The sequence below is a fragment of the Streptomyces cyaneus genome (genome assembly GCF_004028635.1).
GTDB lineage: Bacteria > Actinomycetota > Actinomycetes > Streptomycetales > Streptomycetaceae > Streptomyces > Streptomyces cyaneus.
The window spans coordinates 101,756-127,310 of the sequence record NZ_RQJW01000003.1; the positions used below are offsets into that span (position 1 = coordinate 101,756).

20 protein-coding genes and 1 pseudogene are annotated in these 25,555 nt (G+C 69.3%); 13 read left to right on the top strand and 8 right to left on the bottom strand.

Going from position 1 to position 25,555, the window contains the following annotated elements:
• Positions 1-28 precede the first annotated feature (28 nt).
• From EHO50_RS09735 to EHO50_RS09755, 5 genes are all read left to right on the top strand, one after another.
• A complete protein-coding gene (locus tag EHO50_RS09735; RefSeq protein WP_128429485.1) occupies positions 29-907 on the top strand; it encodes a carbohydrate ABC transporter permease in 879 nt (292 codons plus the stop codon).
• A complete protein-coding gene (locus EHO50_RS09740; RefSeq protein ID WP_128429486.1) occupies positions 904-1,749 on the top strand; it encodes a carbohydrate ABC transporter permease in 846 nt (281 codons plus the stop codon). Before EHO50_RS09735 ends, EHO50_RS09740 begins: the two co-directional genes overlap by 4 nt.
• On the top strand, positions 1,746-2,834 hold the full coding sequence (locus EHO50_RS09745; RefSeq protein ID WP_128429487.1) for an ABC transporter ATP-binding protein: 1,089 nt from the start codon (positions 1,746-1,748) through the stop codon (positions 2,832-2,834). The genes EHO50_RS09740 and EHO50_RS09745 overlap by 4 nt, the downstream gene beginning before the upstream one ends.
• A gap of 1 nt (position 2,835) precedes the next feature.
• Positions 2,836-3,915 (top strand): ABC transporter ATP-binding protein, encoded by a 1,080-nt coding sequence (locus EHO50_RS09750; protein ID WP_128429488.1) that lies wholly within the window; start codon positions 2,836-2,838, stop codon positions 3,913-3,915.
• 212 nt (positions 3,916-4,127) lie between these two features.
• The gene (locus EHO50_RS09755) at positions 4,128-4,460 is read left to right on the top strand and encodes a putative quinol monooxygenase (RefSeq protein WP_128429489.1); all 333 of its coding nucleotides are present in this window, start codon (positions 4,128-4,130) and stop codon (positions 4,458-4,460) included.
• Positions 4,461-4,735: 275 nt separating this feature from the next.
• Here the strand turns inward: EHO50_RS09755 and EHO50_RS09760 are convergent, their stop codons facing one another.
• Entirely contained in the window at positions 4,736-5,986 is a 1,251-nt protein-coding gene (locus EHO50_RS09760; RefSeq protein WP_128429490.1) for a PucR family transcriptional regulator, read from the bottom strand.
• A gap of 381 nt (positions 5,987-6,367) precedes the next feature.
• Here EHO50_RS09760 and EHO50_RS09765 point away from each other — a divergent pair, with 381 nt between their 5' ends.
• Positions 6,368-7,198 (top strand): DUF4394 domain-containing protein, encoded by an 831-nt coding sequence (locus tag EHO50_RS09765; RefSeq protein WP_220096440.1) that lies wholly within the window; start codon positions 6,368-6,370, stop codon positions 7,196-7,198.
• A 755-nt stretch (positions 7,199-7,953) separates the two neighbouring features.
• Here the strand turns inward: EHO50_RS09765 and EHO50_RS09770 are convergent.
• From EHO50_RS09770 to EHO50_RS09780, 3 genes are all read right to left on the bottom strand, one after another.
• On the bottom strand, positions 7,954-8,391 hold the full coding sequence (locus EHO50_RS09770; protein ID WP_128429492.1) for a hypothetical protein: 438 nt from the start codon (positions 8,389-8,391) through the stop codon (positions 7,954-7,956).
• A gap of 115 nt (positions 8,392-8,506) precedes the next feature.
• A complete protein-coding gene (locus EHO50_RS09775) occupies positions 8,507-10,585 on the bottom strand; it encodes a hypothetical protein (protein ID WP_128429493.1) in 2,079 nt (692 codons plus the stop codon).
• A gap of 116 nt (positions 10,586-10,701) precedes the next feature.
• Positions 10,702-10,914, bottom strand: coding sequence for a hypothetical protein (locus EHO50_RS09780; RefSeq protein ID WP_128429494.1), 213 nt, complete (start codon positions 10,912-10,914; stop codon positions 10,702-10,704).
• 790 nt (positions 10,915-11,704) lie between these two features.
• Between EHO50_RS09780 and EHO50_RS09785 the strand changes: the two genes are divergently transcribed.
• Both EHO50_RS09785 and EHO50_RS09790 read left to right on the top strand, forming a co-directional pair.
• A complete protein-coding gene (locus EHO50_RS09785; protein WP_181449588.1) occupies positions 11,705-12,712 on the top strand; it encodes an NADP-dependent oxidoreductase in 1,008 nt (335 codons plus the stop codon).
• Positions 12,713-12,737: 25 nt separating this feature from the next.
• On the top strand, positions 12,738-13,790 hold the full coding sequence (locus tag EHO50_RS09790) for an alcohol dehydrogenase catalytic domain-containing protein (protein ID WP_128429495.1): 1,053 nt from the start codon (positions 12,738-12,740) through the stop codon (positions 13,788-13,790).
• Between the two features lie 200 nt (positions 13,791-13,990).
• On the opposite strand, the gene EHO50_RS45995 is transcribed toward EHO50_RS09790, so the two are convergent.
• Positions 13,991-14,182 (bottom strand): AraC family ligand binding domain-containing protein, encoded by a 192-nt coding sequence (locus EHO50_RS45995; protein ID WP_425472181.1) that lies wholly within the window; start codon positions 14,180-14,182, stop codon positions 13,991-13,993.
• On the opposite strand from EHO50_RS45995, the gene EHO50_RS46000 reads away from it, so the two are divergent.
• The 3 genes from EHO50_RS46000 (at position 14,123) to EHO50_RS09805 (ending at position 17,859) form a co-directional block, all read left to right on the top strand.
• Entirely contained in the window at positions 14,123-14,302 is a 180-nt protein-coding gene (locus EHO50_RS46000; protein WP_425472185.1) for a hypothetical protein, read from the top strand. The genes EHO50_RS45995 and EHO50_RS46000 overlap by 60 nt on opposite strands.
• Before the next feature lie 605 nt (positions 14,303-14,907).
• Positions 14,908-16,155 carry a choice-of-anchor Q domain-containing protein gene (locus tag EHO50_RS09800; protein WP_128429497.1) on the top strand — a complete coding sequence of 416 codons (1,248 nt, stop codon included), beginning with the start codon at positions 14,908-14,910 and terminating at the stop codon, positions 16,153-16,155.
• A 42-nt stretch (positions 16,156-16,197) separates the two neighbouring features.
• Positions 16,198-17,859, top strand: a complete 1,662-nt coding sequence (locus EHO50_RS09805; protein ID WP_128429498.1) for a carboxylesterase/lipase family protein — start codon at positions 16,198-16,200, stop codon at positions 17,857-17,859.
• A gap of 155 nt (positions 17,860-18,014) precedes the next feature.
• Here EHO50_RS09805 and EHO50_RS09810 read toward each other — a convergent pair whose 3' ends face one another.
• Entirely contained in the window at positions 18,015-18,674 is a 660-nt protein-coding gene (locus EHO50_RS09810) for a TetR/AcrR family transcriptional regulator (RefSeq protein ID WP_128429499.1), read from the bottom strand.
• A gap of 1,419 nt (positions 18,675-20,093) precedes the next feature.
• On the bottom strand, positions 20,094-20,636 hold the full coding sequence (locus EHO50_RS09815; protein ID WP_246101101.1) for a YcxB family protein: 543 nt from the start codon (positions 20,634-20,636) through the stop codon (positions 20,094-20,096).
• Positions 20,637-21,084: 448 nt separating this feature from the next.
• On the opposite strand from EHO50_RS09815, the gene EHO50_RS09820 reads away from it, so the two are divergent.
• Together EHO50_RS09820 and EHO50_RS09825 are read left to right on the top strand one after the other, a co-directional pair.
• A complete protein-coding gene (locus EHO50_RS09820; protein WP_425472150.1) occupies positions 21,085-23,361 on the top strand; it encodes an RICIN domain-containing protein in 2,277 nt (758 codons plus the stop codon).
• A pseudogene (locus EHO50_RS09825) lies at positions 23,358-24,185 on the top strand (ThuA domain-containing protein); the annotation flags it as partial. The gene EHO50_RS09820 and the pseudogene EHO50_RS09825, both read left to right, overlap by 4 nt.
• An 83-nt stretch (positions 24,186-24,268) precedes the next feature.
• On the opposite strand, the gene EHO50_RS09830 reads toward EHO50_RS09825, so the two are convergent.
• A complete protein-coding gene (locus tag EHO50_RS09830) occupies positions 24,269-25,528 on the bottom strand; it encodes an ROK family transcriptional regulator (protein WP_128429501.1) in 1,260 nt (419 codons plus the stop codon).
• Positions 25,529-25,555: the final 27 nt, after the last annotated feature.

Below are 25,555 nucleotides of genomic sequence, written 5' to 3' on the forward strand. Positions count from 1 at the left end.
ACTCCCGCCCCCTTCCGCAAGGAGAACCATGGACGGCCTGCGCCGGCACAAGAGCATGTTCCTGCTGCCGGGACTGCTCACGCTCTTCCTGATCATCATTTTCCCGCTTCTGTTCACCATCCGCGTCAGCTTCTCCGGCTGGAACGTCAGCAACCCTCAGATGGACTTCATCGGAGGGGCCAACTACACAGCGATGCTGCACGACAGCCGCTTCTGGGCCTCCATCACCCGGCTGATCCTGCTGGCGGGCGGCACGGTCCTGATCCAGTACCTCATCGGGTTCGGCATGGCTCTGCTGGTCTGGCGCGAGGTACGCGGCCGCAGATTCTGGCGGGTGCTCTTCCTCGTCCCCATGATGACCACGCCCGTGGTGATGGCCGCCATCTGGCAGACGATCTTCCATGAGTCGCTGGGACCGGTAAACGACCTGCTGGGGATGCTGGGCCTGACGGAAATACCTTGGCTCACCGAGTCCGGTCCGGCCCTGTTCGCGCTGATGACCGTCGAGGTCTGGCAGTGGACCCCCTTCATGTTCCTGTTGCTGCTGGCCGGCCTGCTCAGCCTGCCCAAGGAACCGTTCATGGCCGCCGCGATCGACGGCGCCGGCACCTGGCGCACCTTCTGGAAGGTGACCTTCCCGCTGATGGCACCGGTCTCGGTCGCGGCGGTCATCATCCGGCTGATCGAGGCGTCCAAGCTCTCCGACAGCGTCTACGTCCTGACGTCCGGCGGGCCGGGGTCCTCCACGGAGACCCCGGGTTACTACCTGTACATCCAGGGGCTCCGGGACCAGCAGACCGGCTACAGCGGCGCGATGTCCCTGACCTACCTCGTCCTGATGATCCTCACGCTCACGGTCGTCGCCGCCCTGCTCACCAGGGCCCTCAAGCTGAAGGGGGACTCATGAGGTCGCGCCTTTATCCCATGTTCAAGTACACCGTGATCGCCTTGTGGGCCTGCTTCGTCGCGGGACCGTTCTTCTGGGCGATGACGACCAGCTTCAAGAACGCCAACGCCGTCCAGGGCGGCCCCACATACGTCCCCTGGGCCCAGTTCGAGCCCACCCTCACCGGCTGGCGCAACATCTTCGGCGGAGCCGGCGGCATCGATGTGATCGATCCCTTCATCAACAGTGCCATCGTCACGATCGCCGCGTCCGCCATCAGCCTGGCGCTGGGGTCGCTGGCCGCCTACGCGCTGTCCCGGTACCGGTTCAGGCTGGGCTTCATCAAGAACAGCGACATCGTCTTCTTCTTCGTCTCCCAACGCATCATGCCGCCCGTCGTCCTGGTGATCCCGTTCTTCTACCTCCTGCAGTGGGGTGGCCTCCTGGACACCATCCCGGGCCTGGTCATCGTGACGGTCGCGCTCCTGCTGCCGATCGCGGTCTGGGTGATGGTGGACTTCTTCAACGGCATCCCCCGGGAGATCGACGAAATGGCGATGCTGGAGGGCTACCCACCGTTCCAGACCTTCGTACGGGCGATCCTGCCGAACTCCCTGCCCGGGCTGACCGTCGCGGCGATGTTCTGCGCCGTGTTCGGCTGGAACGACTTCTTCTTCGCCTTCCGGCTGACCTTCACCGAGGTCCAGACCCTGCCCCAGGCCGTCGTCGCCCTCAACTCCTCCATTCCACCCTGGTGGACGCTGTCCGCCGCCGCACTGTTCGGCGTGGCACCACTGATCCTGCTCGCCCTGTGGGTGGAGCGCCTGCTGTCCAAGGGGAACCTGTCGGGAGCCGTCCGATGAACCTCAACGCCACTGATCTGTGCCTGACCGTCGACGGCGTCGACCACCTCAACAACGTGACCGCCACCTTCCGGCCGGGACGGCTCCACACCGTCATCGGCCGGACCATGGCCGGGAAGACGACGCTGCTGCGGGCCCTGGCCGGCCTGCAGAAGGTGGACTCCGGCTCGCTGACCCTGGCGGGAGCCGACTTCCTGAAGACGCCGGTGTGGCGGCGCGACACCGCCATGGTCTACCAGCAGTTCATCAACTACCCGCATCTCAATGTGTTCGACAACGTGGCCTTCCCACTGAAGCGGGCCAGGCTGTCACGGGACGAGATCCGGCGACGGGTCCGGCAGGCCCTCGCGAGCGTCGGGCTCGCGGACTTCGAGAAGCGCAAGCCCGCCCAGCTCTCCGGCGGCCAGCAGCAGCGCGTCGCGATGGCTCGCGCCCTGGCCCGCGGTACCGGCATCCTCCTGCTCGACGAGCCACTGGCGAACCTGGACTACAAGTTGCGCGAACAGCTGCGCGACGAGTTCAAGGCCCTCTTCTCGGACCAGGGCGACGCGATCGTCATCTACACGACCACCGAACCCGCCGAGGCGATGATGCTCGGGGACGTGGTGCTGGTCATGCACGAGGGGCGGATCCTCCAGACCGGCACCCCGCAGGAGGTCTTCGAACGCCCGGCGACCACCACGGTGGCGTCCATCGTCAACGACCCGCCCATGAACATCTTCGCGGGCCGGCTCGAGGGCGGCCAGGTCACGGTGGCCGGCTTCCAGGCCACGCACGTCTCCGCGCACCTGGCCGACCTGCCCGACGGTGCCTACCAGTTCGGCCTGCGCGCCACCGACGTCAGCCTGGCTTCCAGCGGAGTCGAGGGCGAAGTGACGTACGTCGAGATCTCCGGCTCCGAGACCTTCGTCCATGTGGTCGTCGGCGAGACCCCCTTCGTCGTACAGATCGAGGGCATCCACGACCTCGCCCTCGGCGACCTGGTCAAACTCCGGCTCCGTCCCGACCGGCTGTTCGCCTTCGACGAGCAGGGGGCGCTCGTGCGGACACCTTCATACGATCTCGTTTCAGTGGAAGGGCGTTGACATGGCGCAGTTGGACATCGTCGACGTCGGGCACGCGTACGCCCCGGGCGCCGAGGAGGAGCGGTGGGCTCTGAAGCCGCTGCAGCTGACCTTCGAGTCCGGCAAGACCTACGCGCTGGTCGGACCCTCGGGCTGCGGCAAGACGACGCTGCTGAACATCCTGTCCGGCCTGGTCAGACCGTCCCGGGGGCGGGTGCTGTTCGACGGCGTCGACGTCACCGCCCTGCCCACGAAGGCGCGCAACATCGCCCAGGTCTTCCAGTTCCCCGTCATCTACAAGTCGATGACGGTCTACGACAACCTTGCCTTCCCGCTGCGGTGCCGGCGCTGGGACAAGGCGAGGATCGACGCCAAGGTCCGCCAGGTCGCCGAGGCCCTGGACCTGCACGACCGGCTGGGGCAGCCCGCTCGCGGGCTCACCGCCGACGACAAGCAGCTGATCTCACTCGGCCGCGGCCTGGTCCGTGACGACGTGGCGGCCGTCCTGATGGATGAGCCGCTCACGGTGATCGACCCGCAGCTGAAGCACTCGCTGCGGCGCAGGATCCGGGAGATCACCGAGCAGTTCCGGCCGACGGTGATCTATGTGACGCACGACCAGTACGAGGCGATGAGCTTCGCACAGGAACTGCTCGTCATGAAGGACGGCCGCGCCGTGCAGCAAGGCACCCCTGAGCAGTTGTTCGAGGCGCCCTCGTCCACCTATGTCGGCTACTTCATCGGCTCACCGGCGATGAACTTCCTGACCCTGGACCGCGGCGACGGGCCCTTCGCGCTGGGCGGCCGGCCACTGTCCGTCGCCTGGGACGTCCCCCGCGGCACGACCGAGGTCCAGGTCGGCGTCCGGCCCGAATACGTCAAGATCGTCACGGACCCCGGCCCCAACACCTTTCCCGGCCGGCTGCGGAGCGTCAGCGACCACGGCGCGCAGCGCGTGCTCGAGGTCGAGGTCGCCGGGCAACCCGTCAGGGTCAAGAGGCCGCGGGAGGACGGAGTGCCAGTCCGCGAGGAGGTCCTCGTGCAGCTGCCGCGCGCCAAGGTCCTGCCGTACGCGGACGGTAAGTTGGTACTCCGGTCGTAACGAGCCGTCCGCCATTGGCGCGACGCGTTCGGTGTCGCGAAGTCCGCAAGCCGGCACCGACAAGGGAGCTCGTACGATCCCTTCGCCAGTCCTGATGGCACGGCCAGAACGCGAGCAAGGCCCACCTGTCCCTGGATCGGTTCGTCGTCCTGCCGGGTCGGACACCACGCCTGTTGCGATGCAGGGTGCACAATCTTCAACTAAGGAATTCCGTGATCTTCATTACCGCCAAGTTCCGAGTCCGTCCCGAGCACGCCGACCGATGGCCCGAGATCACCGCTGACTTCACCGGGGCGACGCGCGCCGAGCCCGGCTGCCTGTGGTTCGAATGGTCGCGCAGCGTGGACGAGCCGACGGAGTACGTCCTGGTCGAGGCCTTCCGCGATGACGAGGCCGGGGCCGCACATGTACAGTCCGCGCACTTCAAGGCTGCGCAGCAGACGCTGCCGCCCCATCTGGTCGAGACGCCGCGCATCGTAAACGCGACGATTCCGCAGGATGACTGGTCGCTCCTTGGGGAGATGGCGGTCCCAGCCCGGGAGTAACACATGCTGTCCAAGCGTCAGGGAGCAGTGCGCCCACGGCATGACGGCCACTGCTCCCCGCCGTCCGCTGCGGTCGCGGCCAACGGCGTGCTGCCGACTTCCTCACCCTGCTGCGCCGGCCGGTGGCGGCATTCCTGCACGCCCAGGCGGTCGTGGTCCCCTGCGACCACGACCAGATCCACCACGCCCGCACAGTCCGCAAGTTCATCGCCGCCCATCCCGGGGTGCACCTGTGGTACGACGCCCGCTACAGCCGGCCGCATCACGACCCGCCCTCACTCCCACGCCCCCGACAGCATCCGGGCCACGACCGCGCTCAGTACGCGCACGCCATTCGTCGAGCCCGGGTCGATGCCGGTCAGCTCCCGTACTCGGCGGAGGCGGTAGTCGACGGTGCGGGTGTGGACGTTGAGGGCCGTGGCCGTGGTGCCCCGGTGCATGTCGTGGTGGTAGTAGGCGTCGAGTGTGAGAAGGAGGTCGGAGCCGTCCTGCAGGCGGCGGGCCACCGTGCGGAGCCAGTCGTCGACGAACGGGATGTCCGCGACGGCGAGTTCGACGAAGACGTCCGCCACGGTGTGCGCCCGCAGTCGGGCGGACGGTCGGCTCAGCGGGGCCGCCCTGCTGATCCGGCGGGCGCGTTCGAGGGCGCCGGTGAGGTCGGCGAGCGGTGCGGTGGCGGTACCGACGGCGCAGGGGCGGGCGAGGGCCTGGGCGAAATCCCGTACGAGTGCGGGTAAATCGGGCCCGTCGGGTAACAGGTCGTGGGAGTCGGATGGACCGGGCAAGAGGTCGGGTACCGTTTTCCCGGCGTCGGACGGACGCGGAGCCAGGACGACCAGTTCTCCCCTCTCGTAACCGTTTTCCGGGGCCCACGTCACAGGTACTCGGTGCGTTTTCACCAGGGTCTCGATCTCGTTTTCCAGGGCGGGATCGGCGACGGTCGGACGGTCCGGCACACGGAAGACGGTTACCGCGTAATAGTCGGACACATCCATGTCCACCACCGAGGCGAGTTCGGCGGCCACAGAATCCCCGGCCAGCAATGACCGGGCCAGCAGGGCAACCTGCTCGGCATACGGCAGCCGGCGCCGCAGCACCGTCACGAATCCTTGGCGGTAGGCGCCGATGCCGCGCTCGCCCTGCAGGGCGAACCAGGTCATCATCCGCATCAGTTCCTCGACACTGCCGCCGCGCTGGGTGGCGGTGACCTCGTTGATCTCGCGCAGCATCAGCGCGGTGTGCACCCGCAGCACCCGTTGTCGCGCGTCGAGCGACATGCCCGCCCCGGCGCGCAGCTCGCCCATCGCGGAGATGTAGCTCAGATCGTCGTCCCTCAACTCGGTGTTGTCCGGCGACAGTTCGTCCGTGCGACGACGGAACCAGACCGCATGCTCCAACGTCTGCGCCATGGCGCGCGGATCCGTGTCCAGGATCCCGAACTCCGGGATCTCCCGTACATACGTCTCGACCTCCCTGCGGGCGTTGGCCGTCGCCCGCCGGGCCAGCTCGGCGAAGAGGCTCCCCATGAGCGGTGAGCATGCCATTCCGCCCGAACGGGCGGACAGACGAAATCCGGACGCCGTTTATCACTTCGCATAAATCCATGACGGGCGTATCGCCGGAGCCTTTGTCACTGTGCACAGAATTACCGGACTGGGGCGTTTCCGCCACCGGTTCCGCTTGTAGAGGCGGAGTGAAGTAGGTTTAATGGGGGCCATGTACCCGCCCGTTGGGGGAGAACCACGGTGATCATTCCGGCGCGATTTCTGGCGATCGGTACGGGCTGGGCACAGTAATTTCTCATCCGCACGTCACTCGTGACGCCACACGTTGGCGTTTTCTCAAACGGGAGGGAAAAACCGATGAAAGCGGGCATGAGAAAGAGAATCGCGGCGGCGCTCGCGGTCATGGCTACGTCGACGGCGCTCATGCTGAGCGCACCGGGCTCCGCCTCGGCCGCGCCCGCAGCCGCCCCCAGCCTTCGCGCGTTCGGCATCAGCGGTGACGGCACCCTGATGGCCACGTTCACGACCGACCGTCCGGACGTGCTCAACTGGGTGCGGGTCATCACCGGGCTCAGCGGTGACACCGCCCTGGTCGGCATCGACTTCCGGGTCCAGGACGGCCTGATGTACGGCGTCGGCAACAAGGGCGGTATCTACACCATCAAGACCCCGCCGGCCACCACGGACGTCGTCGTCACCAAGGTGTCCCAGCTCCAGTACGCGCTGAACGGCACGACATTCGGCGTCGACTTCAACCCTGCGGCCGACCGGCTCCGCGTGATCAGTGACAATGGCCAGAACCTGCGGCACAACCTGAACGATCACACCACCATCCAGGACCTGAACCTCACGACCCCACCGACCGAGGGCACGACCAAGGGCGTCACAGCCGCCGCGTACACGAACAACGACCTCAACGCGGCCACCGCGACCACCCTGTTCGACGTCAACACGACCAGCGACCAGGTCGTCATCCAGTCCCCGGCCAACAACGGCACACTCGCCCCGACCGGCAGCCTCGGCATCGACGCCCAGCTCAAGGCCGGCATGGACATCTACAGCACCCTGAGCGGCGGCAAGACGGTCGACAACGCCGCCTTCGCCTCCCTCACCCCGTACGGCGCCAGCACCCCGACGCTCTACACGGTCAACCTGCTCACCGGTGCGGTGACCCCGATCTACCAATTCCCGCTGAACATCACGGACATAGCCATCTCCCTCACCGGCAGCTGATCCCCTCCCGCACAGCGCCTGCTCGCCGCGGCCGGGTCGCTCATTCCCGGTTCGCGGCGAGATCCAGGGCGATGTCGACGATCAGCAGCGGGGCGGCCCTCGGTCTGAGCAGGGCGGCCGGAGACCTCCGGCCGCCCCCACCGATCCCGCCTCTGGGAAGCTGCGCATGGCGGACTGCGAAGTGCCACCAACTCATCCAGAGAGACGACGGCGGCTTCGTCCTTCTGGCCAGTCTGGCCGCGTGCTTCTTCGTAGTTGAGCCTCAACCGCCCTTGGTTCAGGCAGGCCCGGGTCGGCGCCACGGGGACTGCCCGCGAGTCGAGTGACGCGGCTCATGGGGGCTGGCTCCTACAGCCCCGACGATGAACGGCACGATCCCGGGAACGTCGGGGACTGGCAACTCTGGTACACCGTCGAGCGGCTCTGACCCTGCCGCGCTCGCCGGGGGGGGACGGAAGCACACGCAGCGGGCGTGGCCGGACAGCGGCACGCCCGCGCAGCGTTTCCAGCGTGCGCGCATGTCGACTCCCTGCTGGGGCGGCGTATGGCCAAGGCTTGGCGGAGGCGCCCATCGAGATGACGAAAGTGCCGAACTGCGGCCACGTACCGTCGTCGAGCCGGCGGTGACCGTCAACAACTGGTGGTTCTGTTGACTGGGTCCGCCACCACGTGTCACTCAGGGCCGAGAGCCCCTTGCTTCACGGGAGGGCAAGGACGTTCACCGATTCGCGGCTCTGCGCCGGACGGTTCACGGGTCAGCCGGTGCCAGCGGCGCGGCGCGTTTGCCGGTTCCCCCGTTGGCGCCACTCATGGAAGGGGGCGACCCTTGCCAGGCCAGGGTGGACGTCCGCCAGGCCGTCGGCGAAGTCGGCGGCCAGCGTGGTCAGCATGGCCATGAGTTCACCCTGAGGAAGTCGCTCCCACTCCGGGTCCGGCACCCACTGTGTGCGCGAGGCGCAGTGAATGGCCACGGCCTCGCCTTCCGGGCGGAAGGTCAGCGTTCTCTCGACGCCCTGGGAGTAGAGGTCGATCTCCACCTCCCGATGCGCCCTCAGCCCCGCAAGCAGATCCGGGAACTGCTCCATGAACGCGGACAGGTCGTACGCCACGTCGAGCGGCCACTCCGGCGTACCGAAGCCGCTCATGTGGAAGCTGCCGCCCCCGGCCTCGGCGAGAGCTTCGCACGCCTCCATGACCAGGGTTTCGTACTCCGCGTCCGGTTCCGGAGGGACCGGGGCGCCGGCAGGGGCACCCCTGGGTACAGGTGGGCGGAACGAAACCGAAAAGCTCATGACCTCAAGTTTCCTATTATTCCAGGTCAACGACCGGGTATGCCGTGCGATAGAGCCCGCCCGGGCCCGGGACGAGGGTAGCCGCCCGGGCAGCGACGATGGCTCCGTCCGGCATGATCACCTGTCCGAGCCCCTCCGGGATGGGCACCGTGCGGGGGCCGGAGCCGGGTACGTGCGCGCTGCGCAGGAACTGCGCGGCGGCGTCGTTGTCCAGCCACTGCCCTTGCTGGTTGCCGGTGCTTCGGGCGCGATCGGTCAGCTTCTTCGTGTTCTTCGCGCCTGCGCCATGGGTCTTGAAGCTGTGCCCGAAGGTCTTCACGCTCTTGGCCGACCAGTTCACACAGTCTTCGTCACCGGCGGTCTTGGCGGTCTGCGCCGCAGGCCAGGCCGACGGGTTGTGGCCTGCCAAGGCTGCGGTGTGCCGGACTTCCTGGACGCCGCCTCGGACCGGATCCTCGGCGATGCCGGGGATGTGGTGGGTCGCCCCCGAGGCGCCGCGGGAGGTGGGGCAGTTCGCGCCGTCGCGTTCCTGCCGCACCTTGTCGACCAGCCTCTTGACCTCGATCGTCGCCAGGGCGCGGGCGGTGATCAGGGTGTCGGCGCGGTAGGGGACCTGATACTGGACCGGGCGGCCGCCGCTGGCCCGGGAGCGGGCCCGTGCCTCGGCCTTCTTCTGCGCCTCGACCGAGGCGAAGGTGGGACCGGCGCCAGGGCTGGAACAGGACAGACTGCCGGAGACGCTGGTGCTGGTGACCGCGAAGGAGCTTTGCGGGCTGGTGCACTGGCCCGCGGGCCTGCCGTCGATGCTGAAGGAGGCGGTCATCACCGCGGTGACCTTGCCGTCCACCAGACGGCTCTTGGCACTGGTGGTGATCTGCCCGGCGAAGCTGTTCCTGGCCGTGCACCCGCCTGGGCCGCAGTGCACCGTTCCCGAACCGGTTAGGTTCAGGGTGATGCCCCTGTCGGTGGCGTTGTTCAGCTCCTTTGCCTGCTTCTCCAGGGTGTCGAACATGGTGTCGGCGGCATCCCCGGTGACGGGCGCCAGGTCCAGGCCGTCGGAATCGCTGCCTTTGAGTGGGCCGTCCGTCACCTCGGGGGTTTTGAAGGGGTCCTCGTCCTCGGAGGCTCTCTGGGCCGTGGCGTGAGCGAACCGGGCCGAGGCCGGCTCAGTCGCGCCACCGGAGGCCTTGGCCGGCCAAGAGGGGCCGTAGGGCTCCATGCGCAGCAACCGGTGGGGCTTGTTCTCGGTGACGAGGAGACGGCCCATCGAGGTGTCCAGCGCGAGGGCGGGAGTGCCGTTCACCGTGGGCGGCTTGGCGGATTCGCTGGGTGCAGGCGTGTTCTCCAGCGCGTTCAGGGCCTTGGCGAGCTGGATCGCGAGCAGGGCCGGGGACGGCCTGCGTCCGACGACCTCCTGCGTCTCGCGGATGCCGCTCTCCTCCGCGACCGCCCATGTGCCGGAGGCTTCCGCGCCTGGCTCCGTACCCTGGGCCAGTCCCTTGTAGCGGGTGAAGGTCCTGCCACCGATGTGCAGGATCTCGCGGTCAAGTCCGCCGCTGCCCAAGCCGCTGGTGCCGAAGCTGCTGCCGGAGGCGGTGACAGTGATGTCCCGCTTCATCAGGCCGACGACGGAGTCCTGGTATCGCAGGCCGGGAGAATCGGCCAGCGCGGCCACGGCCTGCCGGAACGGCCCCAGGTCCCGCTTGGCCTCCGGCGCCTTTGAGCCTGAGGCGTTGTTCCAGACCAGCAGCCCGACGATCAGCGCGACGATCAGCACACCGACGCCGCCGAAGAGCAGGAAGCGCCCGCGCCGCTCGGCGGGCAGCAGTCGCCGTCCCTGCCCGCCCGGCGGCGGAGACGGCCAGCCGTAGGGGGCGCCGTGGGGGGCGGGCGGTGGGGCGGGTAGGCCCTGCCGGGGCGGGCCCTGTGGCGGTGGCCCAAACGCGCCGGGCGGAGCGGCGTATGCGGAGTACTGGGGTGGGGCGGCCGGAAGGGCTGGGAGCGGCGGCCCGAAAGTGCCGGGCTGCGGCTCGTAGGGGGAATCCTGCTGTGGCTGGCCCGTCGGGGGCCGGTGTGCGTCTTCATGCTCCGTCAAGGTGATCCCCCGTGTGGTCCGCGAGCCGCCCTCCAAAGGGGCAGCGCCCTTGCGCCCTGACTCTCATGGCCGCGCCGAAGCCCGGAACGGGTATCGGCGGCGGCAGGATTCGATCGCTACGCAATAGTGTGGAGTTGACGCAGCGTCACGCGCCGCTGCTTTCCGGACATCCGGTCCTGGACGCGTCGCGGGCCGATCGCCCACTTGGCCTGGACCCGGTAACGGCCCTGCGCCGCGGGCTCCACCTTCACGTCCGGATCCGGGATGCCCACCGAGAATGCCTCGACGGTGATCGGCTTGCCCAACTCGGCGGCGTACGCGGAGAACACGGCCGGCGGCCGGGGTCGTGGTGGTGAACTCCTCGACCGACGCGGACCAGCCCAGCGCAAACTCCAGGACAGTCGACTCCCCCGGCGCCTCAGGGAGCGCCGGTCTCCGAACGCGGGTGTCCTGACATGACCGGGACCTCCCGTCCGATGCGGCGTATGGCTGCGCGGCTTGCGCGACTCCACCGCGTACGCCCGTACGGCCCCTTCCCGCACGATCAGCCCCAGACTGCGGCTCTCCCCGGACATCGGCTGCGCCGGCGTCCAGGCCCAGGTTCCCCCGGGGAACTGGTTGCGCGAACCGACCCCAGTCCACTTCGCCCTGTCCTCCGCTACTCGTCCCGCCCCCAGCGAGGCGATCACAGGCCGGCCCGTGACGCAGACAGCGGGCCGGGTGACGGCCACGACCTCGGTGGGGACGTCGCGCCAGGGGGCGCGCCATGTGTTGGAGCGCCGGAGCCGGCTGTCGGTGACGGCTGAGAAGTGAGCCAGTAGCGGCGGAAGCACCTCATGCGTCTGAGCCGTCAAGGAGTCGGATCTCCGCTCCCCGCCGCGTCCACGGACGATGTTCACTCTCAGTCGCTTGCACTCCCCCGGGGCTCCAGCCGCGGTCCGGGCCCGGTGCCGCCTCGCCCAGAGCCGAGCACCCCTTGCCTCCCGCGCGTCGCCGCCGTACGCTCACGGAGCATACCGACCAGACGGTACGTCATTGCAGGCACCGCGGCGCACGCAGACGGGCAGCCGCCGACCGTCCCCCGCCGATCCACCGCGACCGTCTGAGGAGCCGCCGAAGATGAGCACGATCAACCACCAGGTGCGCCTGGCCGCGCGTCCCGTGGGCGACCCTCGGCCCACCGACTGGGAGCACGTGGAGGAGACGGTCGGGGAACCCGGCGACGGCGAATTCCTGGTGCAGGTGCTCTGTCTCTCGATCGATCCGGCGATGCGCGGCTGGATGAACGCGGGCAGGTCCTACATCCGCCCGGTGGAGATCGGTGAGGTCATGCGCGCGGGTGCGGTGGGACGCGTGATCGCCTCTCGGCACTCCGGTTTCGCGGTCGGCGACCATGTGTCGGGGTCCTTCGGTGTGCAGGAGTACTGCCTGTCGGGCGGGCGCAGCGTCACCAAGGTCGATCCGGCAGCGGCCCCCCTGCCCACGTATCTCGGCGCTCTCGGCATGTCGGGCCTGACCGCCTACTTCGGCTTGATCGACATCGGACGTCCCGAGCCCGGCCAGACGGTCGTCGTCTCGGGTGCGGCAGGAGCGGTCGGCAGCGTCGTCGGTCAGATCGCCAAGATCCTGGGCTGCCGGGTCATCGGCATCGCCGGTGGCGAGGCCAAGTGCCGACTCGTGGTCGACGAATTCGGGTTCGACGCCGCGATCGACTACAAGAGCGAGGACGTCCGCAAGGCGCTGCGCGACCAGGCTCCCAGCGGTGTGGACGTGTACTTCGACAACGTCGGTGGCGACGTCCTGGACGCCGTACTGCCACGGCTGGCGCGCGGCGCCCGCGTCATCGTCTGCGGAGCCGTCTCCCAGTACAACAGCGCCTCGCCGCAGGGTCCCGCCAACTACCTGTCGCTGCTGGTCAACCGGGCCACCATGACGGGCATGGTGGTCTTCGACTACGCCGACCGGTACGCCGAGGGCACTGCGCGGCTCGCCACGTGGCGGGCCGAGGGCCGACTGAAGTCCCTCGAGGACGTGGTGTCAGGTGGAGTGGCCGAGTTCCCCGACACCCTGATGCGCCCGTTCCGTGGTGAAAACCACGGCAAGCTCGTGCTGAAGATCGCGGACTGACCGGGCAGAGAGGAAGGAGAAACCGATGAAGGCACTGACCTACCACGGCCGTCACGACATTCGCTACGGGGACGTCCCCGACCCGGCCGTCACCAGCCCCACCGACGCGGTCGTCCAGGTGACCACAGCCGGCATCTGCGGCAGTGACCTGCACATATACGCCGGCAACCCGTTCAGCCCGGAACTCGGCTACACACCGGGACACGAGTGCGTGGGCGTGGTGGTCGACACCGGTGACCAGGTCACCCGCTTCAAGCCCGGCGACCGGGTCCTGGTGCCCGCCTCGGCCGGCTGCACGCGGTGCCGGTCGTGCGCGGCCGGGTTCACCGCCCGGTGCGAGCGCGCCAAGTCCAGCACAGAGCTCTGCTACGGCGTCAGTCCACAACTCCCCGGCAGCCAGGCCCAGGGCCTCGCGGTGCCGTATGCCGACATCAACCTGGTGCACCTGCCCGAGGGCATCTCCGACGAGGCCGCCGTCGTCCTGACGGACAACGCCCCCACGGCCTGGTACGGCTGCCGCCGTGCCCGCATCCAGCCCGGAGAGACCGTCCTGGTCATCGGCCTCGGCCCGGTCGGCCTGATGGCCGCCCAGTCCGCCTTCGCGATGGGCGCCGCGCGTGTGCTCGGCGCGGACCTGGTCGCGGAGCGCCGCGCCTTCGCCGCCACCTTGGGGGTCGAACCGGTGGAGGGCGCGGACGCGAAGGCCGTCATACGGGAGATGACCGGCGGACGCGGACCGGACGCGGTGGTGGAGGCCGTGGGCTCCGACGCCACCATCGAGCTGGCCCTCAAGGCCGTCAGGCCGGCCGGCCGGGTCAGCGTCATCGGAGTCAGCCAGAACAAGGCATTTCCCTTCCACATGGGGCTGGCTCAGATCAAGGAACTCGAGTTCGCCATCGGGCTCTGCTCGATCCACTACGAACTCCCGGCCCTGATCGCCCTCGCCCAGGCCGGCCGGATCAAGCCGGAGGTCGTGGTGTCCCACCACTTCCCTCTCTCCCAGGGCCCCGCGGCGTACGAACTCTTCGCCAGCCGCTCCGACGGCGTCCGCAAGATCCTTCTCGACCCCACCGGCTGACCCGCCCTCGTCGGTCCGCCGTCGGGTGAGGAACTCGCCGTACCGGCACGGGGGGGGAGGCGGTTCCGGCAGGTATGGCGAGACGGCCTCTCGACGGGCAAGCATGCGTGCGTGGGCGGGGCCCGTCGGCTGTGCGCCTGTGCGCGTGGTGTGGATGGCACTGGGGGCGCTCAAGCGTTGCAAGCACCGACCTGATGGGATCAGGCCTGGTGGGAGCGGATCTGGAGACCGGGGCGGCGCTGATGGACCGTCAGGTAAGAAAGGCCGTCGTCCCCTGCCTCGAGGCTGCGGCGGCTGCCACGCGGGAGCCAGAGCAAGGCTCCTTCCGAGAGGTGCCCAATCCCGTCAGCGCCTGTCACGGTGCCCTCGCCGGCAACGACGAGGAGGAGCACATCGAGGTCCGGCTCGACGTGCGCGTCCACACACCCGCCCGGCGGGAGCTGGACGACATTCGCATCCAGCTGCCGTCCCGCTTCGCTCAGCTTCCACGCGACCCCGGCGGACACCGGTGAGGCGGCGAGGCTGTTGATGTCATACAGCAAGCGCGGAACGGGCGTACGGTCCGGACCGGTTGCTTCGCCACACCCACCCACGTGCCGTTCCTCCCGGTTCCGAACTCACACCGATCATAGGGAAGCAGCACGGCACTGACCGACATCTATCCCCGGCAGCCAAGTCCCAAATCCGTTCCGCCTTCCCGAGCCGCATGCCCGCCACCAGGCCTGTTGTCGAGCTTCCCGTGATCAAGAGAGGCGTCGGTCCGTCGCGGGACGCACGGTCACAGTCGGCGCGTGGCATCCGCCCGTTCGGGTGGGCGTATCAAGCGGCACCGGTACCGCCTCCATTCGGTCATTCTCTACCCGCCAGTAGACACGGACTGCCCTGAATGGAACGCTCGCTCCAGAGCGTGGGTGGTTCACACGCGTCGTGTCTTCCGTCGGCCCTCCCAGCTCGCCGGTGCGCCTCATGGGACGGCGCCGCCTGACCGCCCCGGGCCGGCCACATTCCCCGCAAGCCGCGTACCCCCGCACGAGCCACGTACCTCGCCCCGCGGGCAAGTCCTCGTAGCAACCAAGTCCTCGTACGCCCAGGTCCCTCCCCGAGAGGAGCGCATCGCATGAGGGTCCGAGCCATCCCGGCAGCACTCGCAGCCATCGCCCTCGCGACGGCAGCGCAGCTCGCCGCCCCCGCCGCATCCGCCGCAGCGCCCGCGACCGCCGGGCCGACGGAGTTCACCGTCGACACCACCTCCGACGCGGTGGACGCCGACCCGTCGGACGGCCGTTGCCGTACCGCGTCGGGATCGTGCAGTCTGCGCGCCGCGGTGACGGCCGCCAGTTCCCGGCCGGGCAGCACGATCACACTGCCTCCCGGCCGCTATCGGCTGACCATCCCGCCCGACCCCCGGCTCATCATCGGGTCTCATCCAGACCCCACCACAGGCGACTTGAACGTCGATGCGCCCACCACGATCAAGGGCTCCGGCGCGCGAACCACCGTCATCGACGCCAACTTCCTGGACCGGGTCTTCCGCCTGCGGGCTGACACGTACATGTCGGACGTGACGATCACGGGAGGACGGGCCAGGCAGCGCGAACTGCCCTTCACCGACACCGGTGGCGGCGGCATCGCCAACGAACAGCACCTGACGCTGCGCCGGGTCGCCGTGACCGGGAACTCCGCCGGCTACGGCGGCGGCATCTTCAACATCCCGGACTCCCACCTGGATCTCGTCGACAGCACGGTCAGCGGCAACGCCGCGGGAGAAGCCGGGGGTATCAGATTCGACGACAGCGGCACCGTGACGAACTCGACGATCGCCGACAACCGGGTGACCGACCCCGGCGACCGACCCGGCAGCCTCGGCGGCTACGGCGGAGGCATCGACATTCGCGGCCTGGGAACCGTACAGATCCTCAACTCCACCATCACGGGCAACCGTTCCAGCGACGGCGGGGGCGGAATCAACATCGCGCCGGCCTACCTCGACAGCCTTCCGACACCCCTACCCGACATCGTCGATCTGCCTCTGGGGCACATGAGCCTTCGCAACTCCGTGGTCGCGGGCAACACCGTCGACGGCACGACCGCCGACTGCGAGAAGGCCTTCGCCACCATCACGTCACTGGGCCGCAACATCGACGGCGACGGCAGCTGCCGGCTGACCGCCGCGGGCGATCTGCCCCACCGGGACCCGCTGCTCGGACCGCTCGCGGACAACGGCGGCCCGACGGACACCGCGGCTCTGCTGCCGGGGAGCCCCGCCCTGGACGCGGCCGACGGCTGCCCTGCCACCGATCAACGCGGCATCGCCCGTCCTCAGGGCGCCGCTTGCGACATCGGCGCCTACGAGCACACGCGATGACCGCCGCCCCAGGCCCCCGCCGGTACCAGGAGTGACGACTCGATGAGATTCTCAAGCCTGCGCCACACCCTGACCCGTGGCGCGACCGCCGTCGCAGCCCTTCTGCTGCTGTTCACCACTCCCCCAGCCACGGCCCGCACCGACGCCGGCCACGACTCCCTCCTCGTGCGTACCGACCGCGGCTGGGTGCACGGGGCAGTCGGCCGTGACGGCGGGCGGGTCTTCCAGGGGATACCGTTCGCCGCCCCGCCGACCGGTGCGCTGCGCTGGCATCCACCGCGACCCGCCGCACGGTGGCCCGGCGTACGGAACGCCACCGCACCGGCTCACCCATGTCCCCAACTGCCGCTGACTCTGCTGCCCGGCGGTGGCCCCGTCCTGCCCGGCGAGTCCAACCGCACCGGCAGCACCACGGAGGACTGCCTTCACCTCAATGTCTGGACTCCCGCCCGCACTACCGGCCGGCCTCTCCCGGTGCTGGTCTGGCTGCACGGCGGCGGCAACGCATACGGCGCGGGCAGCGACTACGACGGCGCCGCGCTCGCCGCACGTGGCGTGATCGTGGTGACCGTCAACTACCGCCTCGGAGCACTGGGGTTCCTCGCCCACCCCACCCTGTCGGCCGAGAGCGCGGACCACGCCTCCGGCGACTACGGCCTGATGGACCAGCAGGCCGCGCTGCGCTGGGTACGGAGCAATATCGGCGCGTTCGGCGGCGACCGGAACCGGGTGACGCTCGGCGGTCAGTCCGCCGGGTCGGCGGACACCTGCGCCCACATCGCCTCGCCGACCGCGAAAGGCCTGTTCCACCGCGCCATCCAGCAGAGCGGAAGCTGTGCCTCGCACGGCGCGCTCACACCGCTCACGCTGGACGCTGCCGAGCGCAAGGGCAGCGGCTTCGCGGCCTCCGTGGGCTGCCCCGACCCGGCGACCGCGGGCGCCTGTCTGCGCGCCGTGCCGGTCACCGAGTTGATCCGCGCCGCCGGGACCGGGGCAGAACCCCTGTGGGGCCCGAACACCGGGCCGCTCATCCTGCCGCGTCCTCCGCGCACGGCATGGGCAGAGGGACGAGTCAACGCGGTTCCCACGCTGAGCGGCAACACCCACGACGAATACCGTTACTTCACCGCGCTGTACGTGGATCTGCTCGGTGGCGGCCCACTGACCCCCGCCTCGTACGCCGCCCTGATCACGCTGCAGCACGGCGAGCGCGCGGGCGCTGTCCTCGACACGTACCCGGCCTCGGCACATCCCTCTCCCAACCTGGCGTACTCCGCCGTCGGCACGGACCAGCGGTTCGCCTGCCCCGCACGGGCCGACAGCCGGCTGTACGGCACTCGGGCGCCGGTCTACGCCTACGAGTTCGCCGACCCGCAGGCGCCGGTGTTCATCCCGGCACCGCACACGCCGCAGGGCGCCTTCCACGCCTCCGAACTGGCCTACCTCTTCCCCATGGACGCAGTGCCGCCCCTGACACCGGTCCAGCGCCGCCTGTCCGCAACGATGACCGCCTACTGGGCCCGGTTCGCCGCCACCGGCGACCCCAACGGGCCGGAAACCCCCGCCTGGCCCCGCTACACGGCTCACGCGGACCGGATCCAGGTGCTGGCGCCCGACCGGGTTGGCCCCACCACCGGGTTCGCGGTCGATCACCAATGCGCGTTCTGGCAGCCGCCTCCCACTTCCCGAAGGGCTGTGCGGTGACGTCGACATGGGCCCTCGTCCGGGAGGAGCACCGGCCACTGAGGCAAGGGCAGGACGCCCTGGTGGCCCTCCTCACCTCTCACGGGGCGGATCAGGTGAGCGCCGAACGCGCCCACAAACCACCCGAGCAGCCTCCGGGGGCAGGTACAGGGTCGTCATTCCCTGTTCGTGAGGGCGCGTGACTGGGCGTCCCCGCCCGGGACGCCCCGCACCGGCACGCCGTGGTGGGCCGCCAGTGCCAGCAACGCCACGCGCAACGGGCCGATCTCGAGGACAGCGCCCGCATCGAACCAGCGGGCCACGGCCGTCCCGCTCGCCATTCTCAGCGTGAAGCGCGCCAGCTCGTCCGCCACCTCAGGGCGGTCACGCAACCCGAAGACGGCGCTCACCGATTCCTGTCCCCAGACCACCAGCGCGTCCCGGTACCGACGCACCTCGGCCACGGCCGCCGCACTGGCATCCTGCTGCACCATGCCCAGCCCCAACAGCAGCCGCAGGCCGTGCTGATGACGCTGGAACGCATCCCCGACGTCGGCGAGGAAGGTGTCCAGGCGCTCGACGACGTCGGCGCCCCGCACCTCGGCCGGGGGCAGGGCCGCCAGCAGTGCGGTCCTGGCCCGCTCCAGCACCGCGACGTAGATCCCGTCCTTGCTGCCGAAGTGCCAGTAGAGGGAGCTGACCGGCAGCCCGCACGCGGTCGAGATCATCGAGATGGACGTCGCGGCGTAGCCGTGCCGCGCCATCAGTTCACCGGCAGTGTCGAGAATGGCGTCCCGCGACCGTGCGCCACGGTCCTGGGCCGGTGCCTCGGTCATACGGCTGACTCTAGGGGAAACACAGGCCAACGCGCCCGCCGAACGATCGGCCCGCACGCCGGCTCGCTGACGGGCCCACAAGAGGTTCGAGGGGATTTGGGCCCGGGCACCTCGCACTCGTGACACACAGCATTGTCGCCCTGGCGACCCTCTCGGCCACGTGGCAGTTCAGCAAGGCTGGTGGGTCCTAGCAGGACGCCCTCCGTGAGGACGTACGACGCCACGCGGCTCTGCAGGAAGACGTACGGCATCTCCACGCCGACGAAGCGGCGCCCGCGTTCCGAGTCGCCGCGGCCGAGGCCCGGGCCGCGGCCCTTGAGCCGATCAAGGACAGGGGGCGGCCGGCGGCATCGGAGTTCACGCTCGCCGCCCAGACCTCGTACGTCCTGCGGCATGCGGCCAAGCCGGAGAGCCTCGTGGGGGGACCGCTGCGCCCACGAAGACCTCGGGTATGACGTGCCCCACCGTCTGGCGGATCTCCAGGGCCGCTCACCGGAGTTGTACGGCCTGAATCCGGACGGGACATTGGAGGAGGGGGCCGGGTGGGGCGTATGGGGCATGACGTCGGCGGGGGGTGGCCTTCTCAGCGATCCTGACGGCCGCAGTCGCCGCCTGTGTCGTGCGCCCCCCGCAGCGGCGTCGCCCCGCGTCCCGGTCCCCACGCGTACCGCGGGACTTTGAGATCATTCCGCAGCCGGCGACGGCTCCGCCCGCCACACGTGGTGCGCAGCGCTTCCATCTCCTCGCCTTCACCGTGCTGCCGGCCCTGCCGTTGGGGCCGATGATTGCCACGAACAGCGAACAGTACGCCCAGGCGCAGGCGGCGCGGCGCGCGGTACACGTGTCCGCCGGGATCGCGGCCGGGGGACAGCGCACCGCGTCCCTGAGTGACGCGGCCCAGTTCGCGCCGGCAGCCGACATCCAGGCGGACGCCCGTGAACTCGCCGCACTCGATGCCCCGAGTCCCGAAGACGCCCGGCACGAACGAGAGGTGGCGAAGGCCGAACGCGCCGTGGCCAGCCGACTGCGACGTATGGCCGAGCACATGGGACGGGCTCCCACCGACGCGGACTCCATTGACCCGGCGACCGCGGCTGCCCTCAGCGCCGAGCCGGAGGACTGGTCGGCCATGCGACGTGAACAACACCGTCAAGTCGCCTGGCCGCACCGGACGAATTCGCCACGCTCATCGCCGACTTCGTCGAATGACCACGCCAAGAAGCGCCTGACCGTGCAGTCCAAAGGGCCGCTTCGCCGCGCACGACGGTGTCGTGGGACTCTGGGACTGATCGCCTGCGGCGATCTTGCCGACCGGCGTCCACGGTGCCACAACCCCACCATGTGCGCAGTCTGCCGGGGAAGTCGCCAGGCCGCGAGGAAAGAACGAAAAACCAGACCACGGTCGGCCAGAACGGCGCTTCAGACGCGGGGCAGATGACGACTCAGGAGGGCCTGCAGTCGCTCCGCGTCCTGCGGAGAGCGCAGCCCGCGTTTGGGCAACACCTCCACGAGCAGGATGTTCGGATCGCGGCTGAGCAGCACCATGTGGTCACGGGTCTCGCGGTACCCGCGGAAGACGGACCAGCGCTGTACAAGCGTCGCGTGTGCGGTCTCGGCCGCGATCGACGTCTCGCTCACGGACGTGCGGTACTCGCCCTGCCAGGAGACTGTGCGCAGCGCGTGGTGGGCCTGGAGGTAGGGGATCGACCAGATCAGGGCGGCGCAGAAGAGGGCCGTCACCAATGACTGCGCGGAGCTTGCCGGTGTGGTCACCACCAGCAAGGCTCCGGCCGCGAACAGCCCCGTCAAGCCCCACCGGACCAGGTGGAGGTGACGGCGGCGCTCCCGCAGCCGGATGCCCGCGAGGAAGTCGGCGCGCGTTGGCCGGTAGACCAGCTCGACCGTGTCCTGTCTTTCGTCCCGCCCCATGTCCACGACCATGAAACGGGATCGTACTGCCATGCCGCCTCCCGTGATCAGCTACGTCCCTTCGCCACCCCGAGACCAGGCCCACCCACCCCACCACGCTTGGCGTCGTACGCGGCCACGGCGCGGAGTTGCCTCAGCCGGTTGACGATGCGCTCAACTCCGCTGCGGCGCTTGCAGATCGAGGACGCACACAGCTTCAGGTTGGCCTATACCAAAGCCTTGACAGAGCATTTCCATCACTTCTTAAATCATGCAGTGAAATAAGCATCCAGAGGTAGAGCACACCGAGTTCGTCCGCGCGGTCAGAGTTCCGCAGGTGCCGCACACCTGTCCGCGTCTGTCATGCGCAGACCAAGCCCTGTTCTGACCCATCGTCGACTTCAGGAGGTGTCAGCCGTCTCCACGCCCCAGACACCGGCTGACGCCTCGCCCTTCCCCCCTCACCCCCCACTCATGCCGCTTCGCCGGCGCAGGAGAAGACATGCTCCAGCCCCCCGGACCAGCCATCAGAAGCCGCCAAAGGTCACCTCGGGCCCGCACCCGCGGCCCTTTGACCGCGGCCTTCCTCGCCGCCACCACGGCCGCCTCGCTCCTCAGCGCCGTCCAGCCCACGCACGCCGACACCGCCCGGGCCGTCACCGCACAGACCGCCGCCCCGCCCCTTTCCGCCGCCGCCCTGCCCACCGGCTGGTCCACGGTGGTGAACAGCGGCAGCGGCAAGTGCCTGGACGCGCGAGCGGCCGGAACCGTCAACGGCACGGCGGTGCAGCAGTACGCCTGCAACAACAGCACCGCCCAGCAGTGGAGTTTCACACCGACCAGCGACGGCTTCGTGCGGATCGCCAACCGCAATGACGCCCAGCAGGTGGTGGACGTGAGCGACGTGTCCACGGCCGACAACGCGGCCGTACACCTGTGGACGTACGGCGGTGGCGGCAACCAGCAGTGGCAGGCCGTCGACGAGGGCGGCGGCGCTTATCACTTCGTCAACCGGCACAGTGGCAAATGCCTTGACGTTCCGTCCGCCTCGACAGCCGACAGTGTCCAGCTGGTGCAGTACACATGCAACGGTACGGCCGCCCAGCGCTTCCAGGTCGCACCGGTGAGCACCGCCCCGGGGGATGTTGACCTCGGTCCCAACGTGGTCGTCTTCGATCCCTCGATGCCCTCGTCCACGATCCAGAGCCGACTGGACTCGATCTTCCGGCAGCAGGAGACCAACCAGTTCGGCTCGCAGCGCTACGCGGTGATGTTCAAGCCGGGCACGTACAGCAATGACGTCAACGTCGGCTTTTACACCCAGGTCCTGGGCCTGGGTCAGTCCCCCGACTCGGTCACCATCAACGGCGCCGTGCACGTGGAGGCGGACTGGTTCCCGCCGCAGAACGCCACCCAGAACTTCTGGCGGGGCGCGGAGAACCTCTCGGTGAACCCCACCGGCGGCACCGACCGGTGGGCGGTCTCCCAGGCGTCCGGGTACCGGCGCATGCACGTCCGCGGCAACCTTGAACTCAGCGACGGCGGCTGGTCCAGCGGCGGCTTCATGGCCGACACGAAGATCGACGGGCAGGTCCGCTCCGGCACGCAGCAGCAGTGGCTGACCCGCAATTCACAGCTCGGCAGCTGGAGCGGCTCCAACTGGAACATGGTCTTCGTCGGCAGCCAGGGCGTGCCGGGCAACACCTTCCCCAACCCGCCCTACACGACGGTCGACCAGACCCCGACGGTGCGCGAGAAGCCCTTCCTGTACGTCGACAACGCGGGCGCCTACCGGGTGTTCGTGCCCGCCCTGCGGAACAATTCCGCGGCCACCAGCTGGGCGAACGGGAACGCGCCAGGCGCCTCGCTCGGCATCGACCAGTTCTACGTCGTCAAGCCCGGCGCCACCGCCGCGCAGATCAACGCCGCCCTCGCCGACGGCAAGAACCTCCTGGTCACACCCGGCGTCTACCACCTCGACCAGACTCTGCGGGTGACCCGCCCCGACACCGTGGTCCTCGGACTCGGCCTGGCGACCTTCATCCCGGACAACGGCGTCACGGCCATGACGGTCGCAGACGTCGACGGGGTGAAGATCGCGGGCGTTCTCTTCGACGCCGGCACCTCCAACTCCCAGACGCTCGTGGAGATCGGACCGGCCGGCGCCGCCGCCTCCCACGCGGCGAACCCCACCTCCCTGCACGACGTGTACTTCCGCGTCGGCGGAGCAGCCGTGGGCAAGGCGACCACCAGCCTCGTCGTCAACAGCGACCATGTCATCGGCGACCACATGTGGATCTGGCGCGGCGACCACGGCAGCGGCATCGGCTGGAACACCAACACGGCCGACACCGGACTCGTCGTCAACGGCGACAACGTCACCATGTACGGCCTGTTCGTCGAGCACTACCAGAAGCACCAGACCATCTGGAACGGCAACGGCGGACGGACGTACTTCTACCAGAACGAGATGCCTTACGACCCGCCGAACCAAGCCGCCTGGATGAACGGCTCCACCCAGGGATACGCCGCCTACAAGGTCGCGAACTCCGTCACCAGCCACCAGGCGTACGGGCTGGGCAGTTACTGCTTCTTCAACGCCGACCCGTCCGTCACCGCAGAGCGCGCCTTCGAGGTGCCGAACCACCCGGGCGTCCGCTTCCAGAACATGGTGACCGTCTCGCTCGGCGGGACCGGAACCATCCGGCACGTCATCAACGACCGGGGCGGACCCTCCAACTCGTCCACCAACGTGGCCAACCTGGTGAGCTACCCGTGAGGCGCCTCGTTGCACGACTGCTGACGGGCCTGGCGCTCGTGCTGGGGCCGGCGGCAGCCCCGGCGCCCGCCGGGCTCGATGCCTCCGCCGCGCCGCAGGCGCCCGCCTTCAAGGTCATCGCCTTCTACAACGGGACCTGGGACGCCGCGCACATCGACTTCGTCAAGGAAGCCAACGAGTGGTTCCCGCGCACCGCCGCCCAGCACGACTTCACCTACACGGCGACGGCCGACTGGGAGCTGCTCGCGAACGGAGGAGTGAACGACTACCAGGTCGTCCTCTTCCTCGACGACGCGCCGCACAGCGCGGCTCAGCGGGCCGGCTTCGAGCGGTACATGCAGGCCGGCGGCGGCTGGATGGGCTTCCACGTCTCGGCGTTCACCACCGACGCCGGATCCTGGCCCTGGTATTACAACAGCTTCCTGGGCAGCGGCAATTTCCGCTCCAACACCTGGGAACCAACGACCGCGGTGCTGCGCACCGAGGACCGGACACACCCGTCCACCACCGGCCTGCCCGCGACGTTCACCTCGTCGGTCAGCGAGTGGTACAGCTGGTCCAACGACCTGCGCACCAACCCTGCCATCAAGGTCCTGGCCTCCGTCGACCCGACGAGCTTCCCCCTGGGCACCGACCAGAACCAGTCCTGGTACAGCGGCCACTACCCGATCCTGTGGACCAACACCCGCTACCGGATGCTGTACGCGAACTTCGGCCACAACGCCATGGACTACGCCACCCACACACGCCTGTCGTCCACGTTCGCAAGCCCGGTCCAGAACCGCTTCCTCATCGACGGGCTCAAGTGGCTCGCCGGCGCAGGCAGACAGGAAGTCGGCGTCCGTCGCCCGCGGACGACCTCCGCGGGCGCCGAGACCAGCGGTACCGCCGGCGCCGGCCGCCCGGATCACGCACGTCTGTCATGACGTGCGCGACCACGAGTGCCGCGCTGTCCGCCCGCTGCGAAGAAGTCGGCGAGAGGCAGGATCGCGGCGCCGACCGTGACCGCGTCAGGGCCGAGGCCGCCGAGGTCGATGGAGACGCGTTCGGCCGGATGGCGCAGGGCGTACGAGGCGGCGTACCGGCGTACGGCGGGCAGGATGCGGGGGCCGAGCTGGAGCCCCGCCCACCCGCCGATGAGGATGCGCTCGGGCTGGAAGAGGTTGATCAGGTCGGACAGGCCGGCGCCCAGGTACTCGGCGGCCTCCTCCAGGACGTTGAGTGCCGCAGGGTCGGCGTCGGCTCCCTCGGCCGGGTAGGCCGCGGCGAGCATCGCTGTCAGTGCGGTCTCCTCGTCGGTGCCCTGCGGCGGTCGTCCGCCCTCCTCACGCCAGCGGTCCAGGAGCGCCTCGGCGCCCGCGTACGCGTCCAGGCAGCCCAGGGCACCGCAGCGGCAGCGGCGCCCCCTGACCCGTACGGTCAGATGCCCCCACTCGAGGGATCGGCCCTGCTCCACCTCCTGGGTGACGAGGCAGGCGCCGACGCCGGAGCCGAAGAGGACGACCACGGCGTTGGCGGCGCCGTGGCCGGCACCGAACCACATCTCGGCATGCCCGAGCGTGCGGGCGCCGTTGTCGATGAAGTACGGGAGGGTCTCGGGGAGTTCACACGTCGAGCGGAGCAGGGATTCGAGCGGGACGGCGTCCCAGCCGATCGTCTGGCCGTGGACCACGGCGCCCTGTTCAGGGGTGCGGGCCACGATGCCGGGGACGCCCACGCCGACGCCGAGAAGCCGCTCGGGGGTGATGTCCGTCTCGGCGAGGACTTCGGCGATGCCGTCGCGGATGTGGCCGACGATGACCTCGACGTCGTAGCCCTGGCGCTCCAGGGGCCGTTCGGTGCGGGCGAGTTCGGTCAGGGTGAGATCGAAGAGCTCGACGCGTACGCGGGTTTCGCCGACGTCGACACCGATCATGTGGCCGCTGGCGGGGGCGACGCGCAGCAGGGTGCGGGGGCGGCCACCGTCGGACTCGACGGTGCCGGCCTCCTCGACCAGGCCGTCGGCGACCAGTTCCGCGACCACGTTGCTGATGGAACCGCCGCTCAGTCCGGTGGCCGGGGCCAGCTCGAAGCGGCTCATCGGCCCGTCGAAATACAACCGTTGCAGTACGGCGGTGCGATTGCCCCGTCGCAGGTCACGCACCGTCCGCCCGTTCCGCCCTGCCATGTGGCTCCCTTCCGACTCTGCCCGACC